Annotated in this window: 13 protein-coding genes; all 13 read left to right on the plus strand. The window is 71.6% G+C overall.

From position 1 onward, the window contains the following. Positions 1-21 precede the first annotated feature (21 nt). The 13 genes from SKED_RS03605 to nuoN are packed head-to-tail and all read left to right on the plus strand — an operon-like array spanning position 22 to position 16,346. Positions 22-573 carry a NuoB/complex I 20 kDa subunit family protein gene (locus SKED_RS03605; RefSeq protein WP_012865764.1) on the plus strand — a complete coding sequence of 184 codons (552 nt, stop codon included), beginning with the start codon at positions 22-24 and terminating at the stop codon, positions 571-573. Further along, positions 570-1,331 carry an NADH-quinone oxidoreductase subunit C gene (locus SKED_RS03610; RefSeq protein WP_012865765.1) on the plus strand — a complete coding sequence of 254 codons (762 nt, stop codon included), beginning with the start codon at positions 570-572 and terminating at the stop codon, positions 1,329-1,331. Before SKED_RS03605 ends, SKED_RS03610 begins: the two co-directional genes overlap by 4 nt. Next, on the plus strand, positions 1,328-2,680 hold the full coding sequence (locus SKED_RS03615; protein WP_012865766.1) for an NADH-quinone oxidoreductase subunit D: 1,353 nt from the start codon (positions 1,328-1,330) through the stop codon (positions 2,678-2,680). The genes SKED_RS03610 and SKED_RS03615 overlap by 4 nt, the downstream gene beginning before the upstream one ends. Beyond that, on the plus strand, positions 2,677-3,636 hold the full coding sequence (gene nuoE / locus SKED_RS03620) for an NADH-quinone oxidoreductase subunit NuoE (protein ID WP_012865767.1): 960 nt from the start codon (positions 2,677-2,679) through the stop codon (positions 3,634-3,636). Before SKED_RS03615 ends, nuoE begins: the two co-directional genes overlap by 4 nt. Beyond that, on the plus strand, positions 3,633-4,982 hold the full coding sequence (gene nuoF, locus SKED_RS03625; RefSeq protein WP_012865768.1) for an NADH-quinone oxidoreductase subunit NuoF: 1,350 nt from the start codon (positions 3,633-3,635) through the stop codon (positions 4,980-4,982). Before nuoE ends, nuoF begins: the two co-directional genes overlap by 4 nt. Beyond that, on the plus strand, positions 4,982-7,621 hold the full coding sequence (locus SKED_RS03630) for an NADH-quinone oxidoreductase subunit G (RefSeq protein WP_012865769.1): 2,640 nt from the start codon (positions 4,982-4,984) through the stop codon (positions 7,619-7,621). The genes nuoF and SKED_RS03630 overlap by 1 nt, the downstream gene beginning before the upstream one ends. Continuing rightward, on the plus strand, positions 7,621-8,964 hold the full coding sequence (gene nuoH, locus SKED_RS03635) for an NADH-quinone oxidoreductase subunit NuoH (protein ID WP_012865770.1): 1,344 nt from the start codon (positions 7,621-7,623) through the stop codon (positions 8,962-8,964). The genes SKED_RS03630 and nuoH overlap by 1 nt, the downstream gene beginning before the upstream one ends. Then, positions 8,957-9,715 (plus strand): NADH-quinone oxidoreductase subunit NuoI, encoded by a 759-nt coding sequence (gene nuoI / locus SKED_RS03640; protein ID WP_012865771.1) that lies wholly within the window; start codon positions 8,957-8,959, stop codon positions 9,713-9,715. Before nuoH ends, nuoI begins: the two co-directional genes overlap by 8 nt. Next, positions 9,712-10,584 (plus strand): NADH-quinone oxidoreductase subunit J, encoded by an 873-nt coding sequence (locus SKED_RS03645; RefSeq protein ID WP_012865772.1) that lies wholly within the window; start codon positions 9,712-9,714, stop codon positions 10,582-10,584. The genes nuoI and SKED_RS03645 overlap by 4 nt, the downstream gene beginning before the upstream one ends. Before the next feature lies 1 nt (position 10,585). Beyond that, complete coding sequence (nuoK, locus tag SKED_RS03650; RefSeq protein ID WP_012865773.1) at positions 10,586-10,885, plus strand: NADH-quinone oxidoreductase subunit NuoK; 300 nt, start codon at positions 10,586-10,588, stop codon at positions 10,883-10,885. Positions 10,886-10,913: 28 nt separating this feature from the next. Continuing rightward, the gene (gene nuoL / locus SKED_RS03655) at positions 10,914-12,827 is read left to right on the plus strand and encodes an NADH-quinone oxidoreductase subunit L (protein WP_042438535.1); all 1,914 of its coding nucleotides are present in this window, start codon (positions 10,914-10,916) and stop codon (positions 12,825-12,827) included. Positions 12,828-12,840: 13 nt separating this feature from the next. Continuing rightward, positions 12,841-14,544, plus strand: a complete 1,704-nt coding sequence (locus SKED_RS03660) for an NADH-quinone oxidoreductase subunit M (RefSeq protein ID WP_012865775.1) — start codon at positions 12,841-12,843, stop codon at positions 14,542-14,544. After that, on the plus strand, positions 14,541-16,346 hold the full coding sequence (gene nuoN / locus SKED_RS03665; protein ID WP_012865776.1) for an NADH-quinone oxidoreductase subunit NuoN: 1,806 nt from the start codon (positions 14,541-14,543) through the stop codon (positions 16,344-16,346). Before SKED_RS03660 ends, nuoN begins: the two co-directional genes overlap by 4 nt. Positions 16,347-16,444 lie beyond the last annotated feature (98 nt).

Consider the following 16,444-nt stretch of genomic DNA (forward strand, 5'->3'; position numbering starts at 1 on the left):
GCGACGAAAGGTTCTGACGCCATGGGGATCGAAGAAGCTCCCTCAGGATTCCTCCTGACGACCGTCGAGGACCTCGCCGGCTACTTCCGCAAGGGCTCGTTGTGGCCGGTGACCTTCGGGCTCGCCTGCTGCGCGATCGAGATGATGGCGGCGGGGGCCAGCCGGTTCGATCTGTCGCGGTTCGGCATGGAGGTGTTCCGTGCGTCTCCGCGCCAGGCCGACCTCATGATCGTGGCCGGCCGGGTGAGCCAGAAGATGGCCCCCGTGGTCCGTCAGGTCTACGACCAGATGCCCGAGCCCAAGTGGGTCCTGTCGATGGGCGTGTGCGCGTCGAGCGGCGGCATGTTCAACAACTACGCGATCGTCCAGGGCGTCGACCACATCGTGCCGGTCGACATCTACCTCCCCGGGTGCCCGCCCCGCCCCGAGATGCTCATCAACTCGATCCTCGCGCTGCACCAGCAGATCCAGGACCAGCCGCTCGGCGTCAACCGCAAGGAGGCGGCTCGCGCCGCCGAGGCGGCCGCGCTCGAGGCGACGCCCACCTCCGCGATGAAGGGCCTGCTGCGATGACGAGCACCCCGGACGCGCCCCGGACCGACGTGACCCCGGGCGGTGACGCGCTGGCCGTCCCGGAGGCGCGCGAACAGCTCGAGGTCGTCGAGGTCCGCACCGGGATGTTCGGTGCCCACGGCTCGGGCGACACGTCGGGCTTCGGCGGGCTCGTCCGCCCGGTGACCCGGCGGCTCGCGAGCCCGAGGCCCTACGGCGGCTGGTACGACGACGCGGTCGACGTCCTCGCCGAGGTGCTGGCCGAGGACGGCGTCGCCTTCGACGCGGCGGTCGAGGGCGTGGTCGTCGACCCGCCGGCCGGCTCCGGCGCACGGACGGAGCTGACGATCCACGTCCGCCGGGAGCACCTCGTGGCGGTGTGCCGGGCGCTGCGCGACGACCAGGACCTGCGCTTCGAGCTGAGCCTCGGCGTCTCGGGCGTGCACTTCCCGGGGGACACGGGGCGCGAGCTGCACGCCGTCTACCACCTGACCTCGGTGACGCACGGCCGCTCGCTGCGCCTCGAGGTGACGGTGCCCGACGCGGACCCGCACGTCCCGACGACCACGACGGTCTACCCGACCAACGACTGGCACGAGCGCGAGACGTGGGACTTCTTCGGGATCGTGTTCGACGGTCACCCTGCCCTCGCCCGGATCGCGATGCCGGACGACTGGCCCGGCCACCCGCAGCGCAAGGACTACCCGCTCGGTGGCATCCCCGTGGAGTACAAGGGTGCGACGGTGCCCCCGCCGGACCAGAGGAGGTCCTACTCGTGAGCACGCAGAGCAGCAGCACGCCGCACGCGGCGCGTCCGCCGGTCGACGACACCTCGGTCCCGTCCTTCGAGTCGTCGGGCGGAGACTGGGACGAGATCGCGGCCGAGATCGCCGAGCTCGGCGAGGAGCGCATCGTCGTCAACATGGGCCCGCAGCACCCGTCGACCCACGGCGTGCTGAGGCTCATGCTCGAGATCGACGGCGAGACGGTCACCGAGGCACGGTGCGGGGTGGGCTACCTGCACACGGGCATCGAGAAGAACATGGAGTTCCGCACCTGGACGCAGGGCGTCGCGTTCTGCACCCGGATGGACTACCTGGCGCCGTTCTTCCAGGAGGCCGCGTACTGCCTCGGGATCGAGCGGCTGCTCGGCGTCGAGGACGACGTCCCCGAGCGGGCGCAGGTGATCCGGGTGCTGCTCATGGAGCTCAACCGGGTGGCGAGCCACCTCGTGTGCCTGGGGACCGGCGGCAACGAGATGGGCGCCACGACGGTGATGACCGTGAGCTTCACGGCACGCGAGGAGATCCTGCGGATCTTCGAGTCGATCACCGGGCTGCGGATGAACCACGCGTTCATCCGCCCGGGCGGGGTGGCCCAGGACGTCCCGGCGGGTCTGACCGAGGACTTCTGGCACATGGACACCGAGGTGCGCAAGTACCTCGCGCAGCTCGGCGACCTCATGCTCGCCAACCCGATCTTCAGGTCTCGTCTGGTCGGCACCGGGCACCTCAACCTCGCGGGCTGCATGGCGCTCGGGGTCACCGGTCCCGTGCTCCGCTCGGCCGGCCTGCCCTACGACGTCCGCAAGTCCGCGCCGTACTGCGGCTACGAGACCTACGACTTCGACGTCCCGACCTCCACGGAGGCCGACTGCTACTCGCGCGTGGTGCTGCGCATCGAGGAGTGCTACCAGTCGCTCAAGATCGCGGCGCAGTGCATCGAGCGCCTCGAGCGCTCGACGGGCGACCCGGTGATGGTCGCCGACAAGAAGATCGCGTGGCCCGCGCAGCTGGCCATCGGCACCGACGGCGCCGGCAACTCCCTCGAGCACATCAGGGAGATCATGGGCGAGTCCATGGAGTCGCTGATCCACCACTTCAAGCTCGTGACCGAGGGCTTCCGGGTCCCGGCGGGGCAGGTGTTCCAGACCGTGGAGCACCCGCGCGGCGAGCTCGGCGTGCACCTCGTCTCCGACGGCGGGACGAGACCCTACCGGGCGCACTTCCGTGACCCGTCGTTCAACAACCTGCAGGCCGTGGCCCTGATGTGCGAGGGCGGCCAGGTCGCCGACGTCGTCGTCGCGGTGGCCTCGCTCGACCCCGTCCTCGGAGGTGTAGACCGATGAGCACCGACGCCCAGCACCAGCACCCGACCGCCCCCTCGGGGACCGGCTACGACGAGGTCACGCTCGCCCGGCTGACGGCCGACGCGCACCAGATCGTCGGCCGGTACCCCCAGGCACGCTCTGCGCTCCTGCCGATGCTGCACCTGGTGCAGTCCGAGGACGGCTACGTGTCCCGCTCCGGGATCACGTTCTGCGCCGAGGTCCTCGACCTCACCCCGGCCGAGGTCTCGGCCGTCGCGACCTTCTACACGCAGTACAAGCGGCGCCCCAACGGCACGTACACCGTCGGGGTCTGCACCAACACGCTCTGCGCGATCATGGGCGGCGACGAGATCTTCGACGAGCTCTCCGAGCACCTGGGGATCGGGCACGACGAGACCACCGAGGACGGCGCCGTCACGCTCGAGCGCGTCGAGTGCAACGCGGCCTGCGACTACGCCCCGGTGATGATGGTCAACTGGGAGTTCTTCGACGACCAGACCCCGGCGAGCGCCCGCGGGGTCGTCGACGACCTGCGGTTCGGCAAGGACGTCGTGCCGACACGCGGCGCCTCGTCCGTGTGCACCTTCAAGCAGATGTCCCGGGTGCTCGCGGGGTTCACCGACGGGCGCGCCGACGAGGGCGTCGGCGCCGGCGGAGCCACGGTCCGCGGGACGCGGCTCGCCCGCGAGAAGGGCTGGACGGCCGACCCGGCACCGGAGCAGCCGGCAGAGTCCGCGGCGGGTGCCGAGGCTGATCAGCCGGCTGCCGACGCGACGCCGTCGACCGGCGCCGAGCAGTCGAGCGCCGAGCGCACCGAGGAGACCCCGGCCGACACGTCGTCGGGCACGGCCGCCTCGGCAGACGAGGCGACGCCGGCGGCGGACGAGAAGTCCGAGCCGGCAGCGCAGGACACGACCTCGTCGACCTCGTCGGCACCGACCACGTCCGCACCGACCACCGAGGGGGAGCGATGAGCACCGAGCTGGCACCGGTCCTCTCCGCGCACTGGGACGCCGAGCGCTCCTGGACGCTGGAGACCTACCTGGCGAACGGCGGGTACGAGGGCCTGCGCGCCGCGCTGGCCCAGCCCGCGGCCGACGTCGTGCAGACCGTCAAGGACTCCGGGCTGCGGGGTCGCGGCGGTGCCGGGTTCCCCACCGGCATGAAGTGGGGCTTCCTGCCCGCACCCGACGGCGGGCCCCGGTACCTCGTGGTCAACGCCGACGAGTCCGAGCCGGGCACCTGCAAGGACATCCCGCTCATGCTCGCCTCGCCCCAGACCCTCGTCGAGGGCGTCGCCATCACCTCGTACGCCATCGGGTGCCACCACGCCTTCATCTACGTGCGCGGCGAGGTGCTGCACGTCTACCGGCGCCTGCTCAAGGCCGTCGAGGAGGCCTACGCCGCCGGGTACCTGGGCAAGGACGTCCTCGGCTCGGGCTTCGACCTCGACGTCACGGTGCACGCCGGGGCGGGTGCGTACATCTGCGGCGAGGAGACCGCGCTCCTCGACTCCCTCGAGGGGCTGCGCGGGCAGCCGCGCCTCAAGCCGCCCTTCCCCGCGGTCGCCGGCCTCTACGCCCGCCCGACCGTGGTCAACAACGTCGAGTCGGTCGCGTCGGTCCCGCAGATCGTCGCCCGCGGTGCCTCGTGGTTCACCTCGATGGGCACCGAGCGCTCGGCCGGGCACGGCCTCTTCTCGCTGTCCGGGCACGTGACCCACCCGGGCCAGTACGAGGCGCCGCTCGGCATCACGCTGCGCGAGCTCCTCGACATGGCCGGCGGGGTCCGCGGCGGCCGGGCGCTGAAGTTCTGGACGCCCGGGGGCTCGTCGACCCCGATCTTCACCGCCGAGCACCTTGACGTGCCGCTCGACTACGAGTCGGTCGCCGCGGCGGGCTCGATGCTCGGCACCCGCGCGCTGCAGATCTTCGACGAGACCACGTCGGTGGTCCGCGCGGTCACGCGGTGGACGGAGTTCTACGCGCACGAGTCCTGCGGCAAGTGCACGCCGTGCCGCGAGGGCACCTACTGGCTCAAGCAGGTGCTCCGGCGCCTCGAGGCAGGCCAGGGCACGCAGGGCGACATCGACACGCTCCTCGACACCTGCGACAACATCCTCGGGCGCGCGTTCTGCGCCCTCGGCGACGGCGCGACGTCGTGCATCACCTCGGCCGTCCAGTACTTCCGCGAAGAGTTCGAGGCCGGGATGCACACCCCCGCGAGCGAGCTGTTCCCGCCCGAGAGATCGGCACTGTTCGGCTACACCCCGAGGACGCGCGCGGCGACGCTCGCGGGAGCAGGCGCTGGAGGCCACTGATGACTGTCACGGAGAGCAAGGGCGCTGCCGGGACCGCGGCACAGCCGCCCGCACGACCAGACCACGTCACCTTCACCCTCGACGGCGTCGAGATGTCCGTCCCCAAGGGCACGCTCGTCATCCGCGCGGCCGAGCAGGTGGGCGTGCAGATCCCCCGGTTCTGCGACCACCCGCTCCTCGAGCCCGCCGGCGCCTGCCGCCAGTGCCTCGTCGACGTCGCCATGCCCGACCGCGAGGGCAACGTCCGGCCGATGCCCAAGCCGCAGGCCTCGTGCACGCTCGAGGCCGCCCCCGGGATGATCGTCAAGACCCAGCACACCTCGCCGGTCGCCGACAAGGCCCAGCAGGGGGTCATGGAGCTGCTGCTCATCAACCACCCGCTCGACTGCCCGGTGTGCGACAAGGGCGGCGAGTGCCCGCTGCAGAACCAGGCGATGAGCAACGGTCGCCCCACCAGCCGCTTCGTCGACGTCAAGCGGACCTTCCCCAAGCCCATCTCCGTCTCGACCGAGATCCTCCTCGACCGCGAGCGCTGCGTCCTGTGCCAGCGCTGCACCCGGTTCTCGAAGCAGATCGCCGGGGACGCGTTCATCGACCTGCAGGAGCGCGGCGCCCGTCAGCAGATCGGCCGGTTCGACACCGACGTCCTCGACTTCGCGGACCCGGTCGCCGCGGACGGCGACGTCCCGACGGGTGGTGCGGAGCCCGACGAGTCCGGCCAGCCCTTCGCGTCGTACTTCTCGGGGAACACCGTGCAGATCTGCCCGGTCGGCGCCCTGACCGGTGCGGCCTACAGGTTCCGCTCCCGGCCCTTCGACCTCGTCTCGACCCCGTCGGTCTCCGAGCACGACTCCTCCGGGTCCGCGATCCGCGTCGACCACCGTCGCGGCACGGTGATGCGGCGGCTGGCGGGGGAGGACCCGGCGGTCAACGAGGAGTGGATCACCGACAAGGACCGCTTCGCCTTCACCTGGCAGACCGCGCCGGACCGGATCACCTCGCCGATGGTCCGCGACCGCGGGGCCGACGGCTTCCGCGGCGAGCTGCGCCCCGTCAGCTGGATGGAGGCCTTCGACGCGGCCGCCGCCGGCCTGCGGGCGGCCTGCACGGCCGACCGCCGCTCCGACGGCGGCGTCGGTGTGCTGCCCGGCGGGCGCCTCACGATCGAGGACGCCTACGCCTACGCCAAGTTCGCGCGGGTGGTCCTCGGCACGAACGACGTCGACCACCGGTCTCGCGTGCACTCCGACGAGGAGCTCGCCTTCCTCGGCAGCACGGTCGCAGGCTCTGGGCTCGGCGTCACCTTCACCGACCTCGAGGCGGCGTCCGCGGTGCTGCTGGTCGGGCTCGAGCCCGAGGAGGAGGCCGGCGTGGTGTTCTTGCGCCTGCGCAAGGGCGCCCGCTCCCACGGGCTCAAGGCCTTCAGCGTCGCGCCCTTCGCCTCGCGCGGCCTGCGCCGGGTCGGCGACCGGGGCGGCGTGCTGCTCCCCGCCGCACCGGGGACAGAGCCCGAGGTGCTCGACGCCGTCGGGACCGACGACGACCTCGCCCACGTGCGGGACGCGCTCGCGGACGACGGCCGCGGTGTGATCCTCGTGGGCGAGCGCCTGGCCGGTGTCCCCGGCGGGTACTCGGCGGTGCTGCGGCTCGCCGGGCGCACCGGGGCCCGCGTCGCGTGGGTGCCGCGGCGTGCGGGCGAGCGCGGCGCGGTCGAGACCGGCACGCTGCCCACCCTGCTGCCGGGCGGCCGTCCGGTGGCCGACGCCGCGGCGCGGGTCGACCTCGCCGCCGCCTGGTCGGTCGACTCCCTGCCCGCGACCCCGGGCCGGGGGACCGCAGAGATCGTCTCGGCTCTCGCCGAGGGGCGGCTGCGCGGGGTGGTGGTCGGCGGCCTCGAGCTCGCCGACCTGCCCGACCCTGTCGCCGCACGCGCGGCGCTCGAGGTCGCGGACTTCGTGGTGTCCCTCGAGGTCCGTGCGAGCGACGTCACCGAGCACGCCGACGTGGTCTTCCCCGTCGCGCCGCCTGCCGAGAAGGCCGGGGCGTACTGGAGCTGGGAGGGACGGATCCGTCCCTTCCCCGCGGCGCTGGACTCCGCGGCCCTGTCCGACCACCGGGTGCTCGACGCGATCGCGGACGTGCTCGGGGTGCGGCTGGGGCTGGGGTCGCTCGACGCGGTCCGCGCCGAGATCGAGCAGCTGGGCCCGTGGGACGGTGCCCGGGTCGAGCCGCCGGCCGAGCCGGTCCCCGAGCCGCCCCGGCTCGTGGCCGGGCAGGCCGTGCTGGCCGGGTGGCGGATGCTCCTCGACTGCGGACGGTCCCAGGACGGCGAGGTGTTCCTCGCCGGGACCGCCAAGCGTCCGGTCGCCCGGATGTCGGCTGCCACGGCGGCCGGTCTGGCCGGAGCCGGTGGCGCTGCGCCAGGGGGCGCAGCGCCTCGGACGGTCGAGGTCTCGACGGCCACGGGCGCGGTCCGGCTCCCGCTGGTCGTGACCGACATGCCGGACCACGTCGTGTGGCTGCCGCTCAACTCTCCCGGGTCTCAGGTGCACCGGACCCTCGGGGTCGCGCCGGGCGCGGTCGTCCAGGTGCGTGCGGCCGACGCCGCGGCGACCGCGAGCGAAGGGCACGGTGCGTGATGGTCGACTTCTCGAACGACACCTTCTGGACGTACCTCGTCAAGGCCGTCCTCATCATCGTCTTCCTGCTCACCAGCGTGCTCGTCGCGATCTGGTTCGAGCGCAAGGTCGTGGCGCGGATGCAGGTGCGGCCCGGCCCCAACGTGCACGGGCCCTTCGGTCTGCTGCAGTCGCTCGCCGACGCGATGAAGCTGCTCCTCAAGGAGGACATCACCGTCAAGGCGGCCGACAAGGTCGTGTACCTCGTGGCGCCCATGATCTCGGTGTTCTGCGCGCTGCTCACCTTCGCGGTCATCCCCTTCGGGCCGCAGGTGACCATCCCGTTCACGGACATCTCGACGCCGGCGCAGCTCACCGACTTCCCCGTCGCGGTGCTGTACATCCTGGCCTGCGCGTCGGTCGGGGTGTACGGGATCGTGCTGGGCGGCTGGTCCTCGGGCTCGACGTACCCGCTGCTCGGCTCGGTGCGCTCGACCGCCCAGGTCATCAGCTACGAGCTCGCGATGGGGCTCTCGCTCGTGTCGGTCTTCATCATGGTCGGCTCGATGTCCACGGGGGACATCGTCAGCTACCAGACCGAGTACTGGTTGATCCTGCCGCTGTTCCCCGCGTTCCTCATCTACGTGATCTCGATGGTCGGCGAGACCAACCGCCTGCCCTTCGACCTCCCCGAGGCCGAGGGCGAGCTCGTCTCCGGGTACATGACCGAGTACTCCTCGATGAAGTTCGCGTGGTTCTTCCTCGCCGAGTACATCAACATGATCAACGTCTCCGCCGTGGCGACGACGCTGTTCCTCGGTGGCTGGCGCGCACCCTTCCCGATCTCCACCATCAACGACGGCATGTTCAACGAGGGCTGGTGGCCGGTCCTCTGGTTCCTCGTGAAGATGTGGGGCTTCATGTTCCTCTTCGTGTGGATCCGTGGGACCGTGCTGCGGCTGCGCTACGACCAGTTCATGCGCTTCGGCTGGAAGGTGCTCATCCCCGTCGCCCTCGGCTGGATCGTGTGCGTCTCCGTGGTCCGCGGCGTCCGCGAGTTCAGCGGCGTTGACCTGCAGACCGTCGGCGTGGTGGTCTTCGTGCTGGCTGTGGTCGCGATGCTCGCGCTGCGGTTCTGGCCGCAGAAGCAGCCGGAGGCTGCCGCCACGACCGAGACCGACGGTGCGGCACCCTTCGACGCCTTCGCCGGCGGGTACCCCGTCCCGCCGCTGCCCGGTCAGACCCTCCCGCCCTCGCCGCGCGCCGCCCGGCGCGAGCGGGCGGCGGCCGGTGCGCTGGCAGCCGCACCCCCTGCACCGTCCGACAGCTCCACGGCACACGCACAGGAGGCCGACGATGAGTGACCGCAGCACGCCCGGACCGGGCAGCACCCCCGAGCCCGGCACCACGAGCCCCGGCTACCAGCAGCTGCGCCCGAAGCCCACGGGGGTCCGCGAGCTCGTCGCCCCGGTCGCCGGCTTCGGGGTCACCTTCTCGTCGATGTTCCGGCCGACGGTGACCGAGCAGTACCCCTTCGAGAAGGTCCCGACCAAGCCCCGGTACCACGGGCGTCACCAGCTCAACCGCTACGCCGACGGCCTCGAGAAGTGCATCGGGTGCGAGCTCTGCGCCTGGGCGTGCCCGGCCGACGCCATCTACGTCGAGGGCTCTAGCAACGCCGAGCTCCCCGACGGCGGCCACAGGTCGCCGGGGGAGCGGTACGGGAGCGTCTACCAGATCAACTACCTGCGCTGCATCTTCTGCGGGCTGTGCATCGAGGCCTGCCCCACGCGCGCCCTCACCATGACCAACGAGTACGAGCTCACCGGCCCCACCCGCGAGGGGCTCATCTGGGAGAAGGAGGACCTCTTGGCCCCGCTGCGCGACGGCATGCTCGCCGCACCGCACCCCATGGTCCCCGGGACCGAGGACACCCAGTACTACCGCGGCGAGGTCACCGGCCCGACCCCCGAGCAGGTCGCCTGGGTCGCCGAGCACCGCCCCGACGACCCGACGCTCGACGCGGCCCGCGCCGCGGCGGGCCAGGGCACCGCCACCGCCACCGCCTCGTCAGCCGGGACACCGGCCGCCGCGACCGGGACGGTCCGCTCGTGACGAGCGGGGCGGAGGCCGTCCTCTTCTGGTGCCTCGCACCCCTCATGGTGGTCGCAGCGCTCGGCCTGCTCTTCGCCCGCAAGGCCGTGCACGCCACGCTCTGCGTCGTCTTCGTCATGGTGTGCCTGGCGGTCATGTACGTCGCCCTCGAGGCGCCGTTCCTCGGCATCGTGCAGATCGTCGTCTACACCGGCGCCGTGATGATGCTCTTCCTCTTCGTCATCATGCTCGTCGGCGTCGACGCCTCGGACTCGCTGGTCGAGACCATCCGTGGGCAGCGGCTCGTCGGCTGGCTGCTCGGCCTCGGCCTCGGCGCGGTCCTGGTCGGCGTGATCCTGCGGGTGTCCTTCCCGGAGGGCATCGGCCTGGAGGCCGCCAACGCCGAGACCAACCCCGTCGCGATCGCCCGCGTGCTGTTCGGCGACTTCGTGTTCAACCTCGAGGTGGTCGGCATCCTGCTCATCACGGCCGCGCTCGCGGCCCTCACGCTCACCCACAAGCAGCGGCTCACGGCGCGCGTGGGGCAGAAGGAGCGCGCCGACGCGCGGGTCGCCAGCGGCGAGTCGCTCGTCCCGCTGCCCGCCCCGGGCGTCTACGCCCAGCGCAACGCGATGGACGTGCCGGCGCTCGACCCGCAGGGACGCCCGATCGAGGCGTCCGTGTCGCGGGTGCTGCGCGTCCGCGGCCAGGAGCGCCAGGCGCCGGTAGACGGCGAGATCGCGAACCAGTCCGAGCAGGGCCCGCGGGTGTCCGGCAGCGAGACCCAGGGCCCCCAGGGTCAGGTCGAGACCGGTGCCCCGGTCGAGCCGCCCGAGGACCCGTCTCCCGCCAGCCCGCCCCCGCCCCGGACCACCGAGGAGGAGCGCTGACATGGACATGTCCAACTACCTCGTGCTCTCGGCGCTGCTGTTCTCGATCGGTGCCGCGACGGTGCTGCTGCGGCGCAACGCGATCATCGTGTTCATGGGCATCGAGCTCATGCTCAACGCCTCCAACCTCGCCTTCGTGACCTTCGCCCGCATGCACGGAGACCTCAGCGGCCAGGTCATCGCGTTCTTCGTGATGGTCGTCGCGGCCGCCGAGGTGGTCGTCGGGCTCGCCATCATCGTGTCCATCTTTAGAACCCGCAGGTCTGCGTCGGTCGACGACGTCAACCTGCTGAAGAACTGACGGGGAGCGGACACCTGTGGACACCTCTGTGATCGACTCTGCCTGGCTGCTCGTCGCCGTCCCGCTCGTCGGGGCCGGGATCCTGCTGCTCACCGGCCGCCGCGCCGACGCGTGGGGGCACTGGCTCGGCGTGCTCGCCTCGGCCGCGACCTTCGTGCTCGGCGCCGTCTACCTCGTGACGATGCTCGGCTGGGACGCCGCGGACCGCGTCGTCGACGTGCACGTCGGGCGCTGGCTCGACGCGGGCTCCCTCGTGGTCGACGTCGGGCTGCGGGTCGACCCGCTGTCGCTGACCTTCGTGCTGCTCGTGAGCTTCGTGGGCACCCTCATCCACCTGTACTCGGTCGCGTACATGGAGCACGACGCGGACCGGCGCCGGTTCTTCGCCTACCTCAACCTCTTCGTCGCCGCGATGATGCTGCTCGTCCTCGCCGACTCGTACCTGCTGCTGTTCGTCGGCTGGGAGGGCGTCGGTCTCGCGTCGTACCTGCTCATCGGGTTCTGGAACCACGTCCCCGCGAACGCGACCGCCGCCAAGAAGGCGTTCATCGTCAACCGGGTCGCCGACGTCGGCATGATCGTCGCACTCATGCTGATGTTCAGCAGCTTCGGGTCCGTCGACTTCGTCTCGGTCTTCGCCGGGGCCGAGACCACCGACATGGGCCGCCTCACCGCGATCGCGCTCATGCTGCTCGTCGCCGCCTGCGGCAAGAGCGCCCAGTTCCCGCTGCAGTCCTGGCTCGGCGACGCGATGGCCGGACCCACCCCGGTCTCCGCGCTCATCCACGCGGCCACGATGGTCACCGCGGGTGTCTACCTCGTCGTGCGGTCCGGTCCGGTCTTCACGCTGGCGCCTGACGCCCTGCTCGTCACCGCGATCGTCGGAGCCGTCACGCTCGTCTTCGGGGCCGTGGTCGGCTGCGCCAAGGACGACATCAAGAAGACCCTCGCCGCCTCGACCATGTCCCAGATCGGCTACATGATGCTCGCTGCGGGCCTGGGGCCGATCGGCTACGCCTTCGCGATCTTCCACCTGCTCACGCACGGGTTCTTCAAGGCCGGCATGTTCCTCGGTGCCGGCTCCGTGATGCACGGGATGTCGGACGACGTGAGCATGCGGCGCTTCGGAGGGCTGTCGGCCGTCATGAAGGTCACCTGGGTGACCTTCGGGCTCGGGTGGCTCGCGATCCTCGGCATCCCGCCGTTCTCCGGGTTCTGGAGCAAGGACAAGATCATCGAGACCGCTTTCGCGGCCGACGGCGGGCACGGCTGGCAGCCGTGGGTCTTCGGCCTCGTGGCCCTGCTGGGCGCCGGCATCACGGCCTTCTACATGTCGCGCCTGTTCTTCATGACCTTCCACGGGAAGCGCCGCTGGGTGGAGTCGGACGACGGCTCCGGGCTGCCGGTGCGGCACCCGCACGAGTCGCCGGCCCTCATGACGTGGCCGATGATCGTCCTCGCGGTCGGCTCGGCCGGCCTCGGCGGGCTGCTCATGGTCGGTGGTGCGTTCGCCTCCTGGCTCGAGCCGGTCACCGGTCACGTCGAGCACCACGAGCCCGTCCTGCCCGTGCCGGTCATCATGGCGCTCACGCTGCTGCTCGTGGTCGGCGGGGCGTTCCTCGCCTGGCGCCAGTACGCCGCCTCGCCGGTGCCGGTCGAGCCGCCGACCGGGAGCGTGCTCACCCGCGCCGCTCGCGTCGACCTCTACCAGGACGCCGTCAACGAGAACCTGCTCATGCGCCCCGGCCAGTACCTCACCCGGTCCCTGGTCTACGCCGACAAGAAGACCGTCGACGGTGGCCTCATGGGTGCGGCCGGAGCGGTCGGGATCGTCGGCGAGGCCGTGAAGAAGATCCAGAACGGGTTCGTCCGGTCGTACGCGGCCATGATGCTCGCAGGGTTCGGTGTGCTCGTCGTCGTCGTCCTGATCGTGTGGAACTGAGAGGGGCGGACAGATGACCATCGACCCGAACATCCCGTGGCTCACCCTGCTGGCCGTCGTGCCGCTCGTGGGCGCTGCCGTCGTGTGGGCGCTGCCCCACGGCTCCCGCCGGCTCGCGCGCCCCGTCGCGCTCGGCTTCTCCCTCCTCGAGGTGGTGCTCGTCGTCCTCGCGGTCGCCGCCTTCGACACCTCGGCCGCGTCGACGCACCAGCTCGTCGAGACGCACGCCTGGATCCCGCAGATCGGTGCGAGCTACGCGCTCGGCGTCGACGGGGTCGGCCTGCTGCTCGTCGCGCTGAGCGTCGGGCTCGTGCCGCTCGTGATCGGCGCCGCGTGGCGCGAGCAGGGCGTCGAAGACGCTGTGAGCACTGTGAGCACTGTGAGCACTGAGGGTGCTGCCGGTGCTGCGGGTGCGGCCGCCCCAGCGCGTGGCGCAGGCACCGCGAAGAGCCCCGCCGGAGCCGACGACCGACCCGGCGAGGGCCGGCTGCGGCACTACCTCGCCCTGGTCCTCGTCCTGCAGACCTTCATGGTGCTCGTGTTCAGCGCGCGCGACGTGTTCCTGTTCTACGTCGTCTTCGAGGCGATGCTCGTCCCCGTCTACTTCATGATCGGCGGGTTCGGCGAGGGGGCCCGGCGCCGCTACGCCGCGATCAAGTTCCTCATCTTCTCGCTCGCCGGCGGCCTCGTGATGCTCGCCGCCGTGATCGTCCTCTACGTGCAGGGCCCCGGTGGGGAGCAGGGCTTCCTCACCGAGAACCTCACGGGCCTGGGCCTCGACCAGACGACGGAGCGGCTGCTGTTCCTCGGGTTCTTCCTCGCCTTCGCGATCAAGGCCCCGATGTTCCCGGTGCACTCCTGGCTGCCCGACGCGGCCGAGCACGCCCCCGCAGGCACCTCGGTGCTGCTCGTGGGGGTGCTCGACAAGGTCGGCACCTTCGGGATGCTCACCCTCTGCCTGCCGCTGTTCCCCGACGCGAGCCGGTGGGCCGCGCCCGTGGTCATCGTGCTCGCCGTGGTGTCGATCATCTACGGGGCGCTGCTGGCGCTCGGCCAGGACGACCTCATGCGGCTCGTCGCGTACACCTCGGTCTCGCACTTCGGCGTGATCGTGCTCGGCATCTTCGCCTTCACCCAGCTGAGCGTCTCCGGCGCGTCCTTCTACATGGTCAACCACGGGATCTCGACCGGGCTGCTGTTCCTCGTCGGCGGCTTCGTGGTCCGGCGGACCGTCTCCGGGCGCTCGCGTCGGATCAGCGAGCTCGGCGGCCTGGCCAAGGTCACCCCGGTGCTCGCCGGCGTGTTCCTGCTCGCCGGTCTCTCGGCCCTGTCGCTGCCCGGTCTGTCGACCTTCGTCTCCGAGATCATGGTGTTCATCGGTGCCTTCGGCCGGTACCCCGTCGCGGCGATCGTCTCCGCCGTCGTGGTCGTGCTCGCCGCGCTGTACGTGCTGCTCACCTACCAGCGGATCTTCACCGGTCCGGTGCGCCCCGAGCTCGCCGAGGTCCGTGACCTCTCGGCCCGGGAGCGCTGGGTCGTCGCCCCGCTCGTCGTCGCGCTGCTCGTCCTCGGCTTCGTGCCGGGGCCGGCGCTCGACCTCGTCGGCGACCCCGCCGCCGTGACCCTCGAGCAGGTCGGCGTCACCGACGTCGTCCCGCAGCCCGAGGCGGCCGACGCCGCGCTCGTCGACGCACCGACCGAGGGGAGCGACTCATGATCGCCACGACAGCCGCCGTAGCGGCCGGCTCCGCGGCTGCTGCCGCCACGGCCACGGGGACCTTCACGCCGCCCGAGGTCCAGTGGACGGCGCTGGCACCGCTGCTCGTCGTCTTCGGGGCCGGCGTCGTCGCCGTCCTCGTCGAGTCCTTCGCACCGGCCCGGCTGCGCCGCACCATCCAGGTGCCGCTCACCCTCGTGGCGCTCGTGGCCGCGCTCGCCGTCGTCGTGTGGCAGGGCGTCTCGTGGCTCGGCCCCGGCAGCCGGGGCGGGGTCGTCGTGCTCGGCGGGTCCCTCGTGATCGAGGGCATCTCGCTGCTGTTCCAGGGCATCATCCTGGTCGTCGCGGTCCTGGCGGTCCTCGTGGTGGTCGACCGCAGCCCGGGCGGGCAGGACGCCTTCGCGCCGAGCGCCGCGGCGATCCCCGGCTCCGACTACGAGGAGCTCGCCCGCCGTCGCGGGCTCCAGCAGACCGAGGTCTTCCCGCTCCTGCTCTTCGCGATCGGCGGGATGCTCATCTTCCCGGCGGCCGCCGACCTGCTCACCATGTTCATCGCCCTCGAGGTGCTCTCGCTCCCGCTGTACGTCATGTGCGGGATGGCGCGGCGTCGCCGGCTGCTCTCGCAGGAGGCGTCCTTCAAGTACTTCGTGCTGGGGGCCTTCGCCTCGGCGGTCTTCCTCTTCGGCTCGGCGCTGCTCTACGGCTACGCGGGCTCGGTCCGGTTCAGCGACATCTTCACGGCGTCGAGCACCGTCGCGCAGGGCGGGTCCCCCGAGGGCTGGGAGCTGCTGTGGCTCGTCGGCTTCCTCATGGTGGTCTGCGGGCTGCTGTTCAAGGTCGGTGCGGTGCCCTTCCAGGCCTGGGTGCCCGACGTCTACCAGGGCGCCCCGACGGCCATCACCGGCTTCATGGCCGCCTGCACCAAGATCGCCGCCTTCGGTGCACTCGTGCGCATCCTGTGGTTCGGCGGCTTCGGCGGGACGCTCGACATGCTCGTCTCCGTCAAGACCGCGCTGTGGGTCGTGGCCATCGCGACCATGGCGGTCGGCGTCGTCGTCGGTGCGACCCAGACCGACATGAAGCGCATGCTCGGGTACTCCTCGATCGCCCACGCCGGGTTCGTGCTCGTGGCGGTCCTCGGCTTCAACACCGACGGCATCGTCGCGGTGCTCTTCTACCTCGCGGCCTACGGCCTCGCCACGGTCGGCGCCTTCGGCGTCGTCACGCTGGTGCGCGAGACCGGCAGTGGGGGAGAGGTCCTCGGCGAGGCCACGCACCTGGGCCAGTGGGCCGGCCTCGGCAAGCGCAGCCCGTGGCTCGCGGCCTGCTTCTCGGTGTTCCTGCTGTCCTTCGCCGGGATCCCGCTCACCGCAGGGTTCATCGCGAAGTTCGGGGCGTTCTCGGCCGCTGTGCAGGGGAGCGAGCAGCTGGGGACCGGCGAGGTCCTCGCCGTCGTCGGCGTGCTCGCGTCGGCCGTCGCGGTGTTCTTCTACATCCGCATCATCGTCATCATGTTCTTCATGGACCCGGCCGGGTCCGACGCGGCGAGCCCGGTGGTCGACGCGGACTCGGGGATCGAGGGCGCGACCGAGGGCTCTGCCGACCTCGCGCCCGACGGCACCTCGACCAGCCCGGCGACGACGTCCGTGCTGCTCGCCGACGGGGCGCCGCGCGTCACGGTGGTGGGCGGCTTCGGCCCGACGGCCGTCGCGGTGGCGGTCACCGCGGTCGCGGTCGTGGTGCTCGGTGTGTACCCCACCCCGCTGCTCGAGCTCATCGGCTGGGCGACCGGCCTGGGCTGAGCAGCCGGGCCTGCCCGGTCGAGGGCCGAAGGTCCCTTGCCCCTGCGCCGCGAGGGTGCTCCGGGTCTCGGGACGAACGGTGCGGTTCCCCACACCGT

Origin of the sequence: Sanguibacter keddieii DSM 10542, from assembly GCF_000024925.1 — a bacterium.
GTDB lineage: Bacteria > Actinomycetota > Actinomycetes > Actinomycetales > Cellulomonadaceae > Sanguibacter > Sanguibacter keddieii.

Bases quoted from the DNA above. Each gene is read 5' to 3' on its own strand.
- SKED_RS03630 (WP_012865769.1), top strand. From the start codon at position 4,982: ATGACTGTCACGGAGAGCAAGGGCGCTGCCGGGACCGCGGCACAGCCG.
- nuoI (WP_012865771.1), top strand. From the start codon at position 8,957: ATGAGTGACCGCAGCACGCCCGGACCGGGCAGCACCCCCGAGCCCGGC.
- SKED_RS03660 (WP_012865775.1), top strand. From the start codon at position 12,841: ATGACCATCGACCCGAACATCCCGTGGCTCACCCTGCTGGCCGTCGTG.
- nuoN (WP_012865776.1), top strand. From the start codon at position 14,541: ATGATCGCCACGACAGCCGCCGTAGCGGCCGGCTCCGCGGCTGCTGCC.
- SKED_RS03605 (WP_012865764.1), top strand. From the start codon at position 22: ATGGGGATCGAAGAAGCTCCCTCAGGATTCCTCCTGACGACCGTCGAG.
- nuoK (WP_012865773.1), top strand. From the start codon at position 10,586: ATGGACATGTCCAACTACCTCGTGCTCTCGGCGCTGCTGTTCTCGATC.
- SKED_RS03610 (WP_012865765.1), top strand. From the start codon at position 570: ATGACGAGCACCCCGGACGCGCCCCGGACCGACGTGACCCCGGGCGGT.
- nuoE (WP_012865767.1), top strand. From the start codon at position 2,677: ATGAGCACCGACGCCCAGCACCAGCACCCGACCGCCCCCTCGGGGACC.
- nuoF (WP_012865768.1), top strand. From the start codon at position 3,633: ATGAGCACCGAGCTGGCACCGGTCCTCTCCGCGCACTGGGACGCCGAG.
- nuoH (WP_012865770.1), top strand. From the start codon at position 7,621: ATGGTCGACTTCTCGAACGACACCTTCTGGACGTACCTCGTCAAGGCC.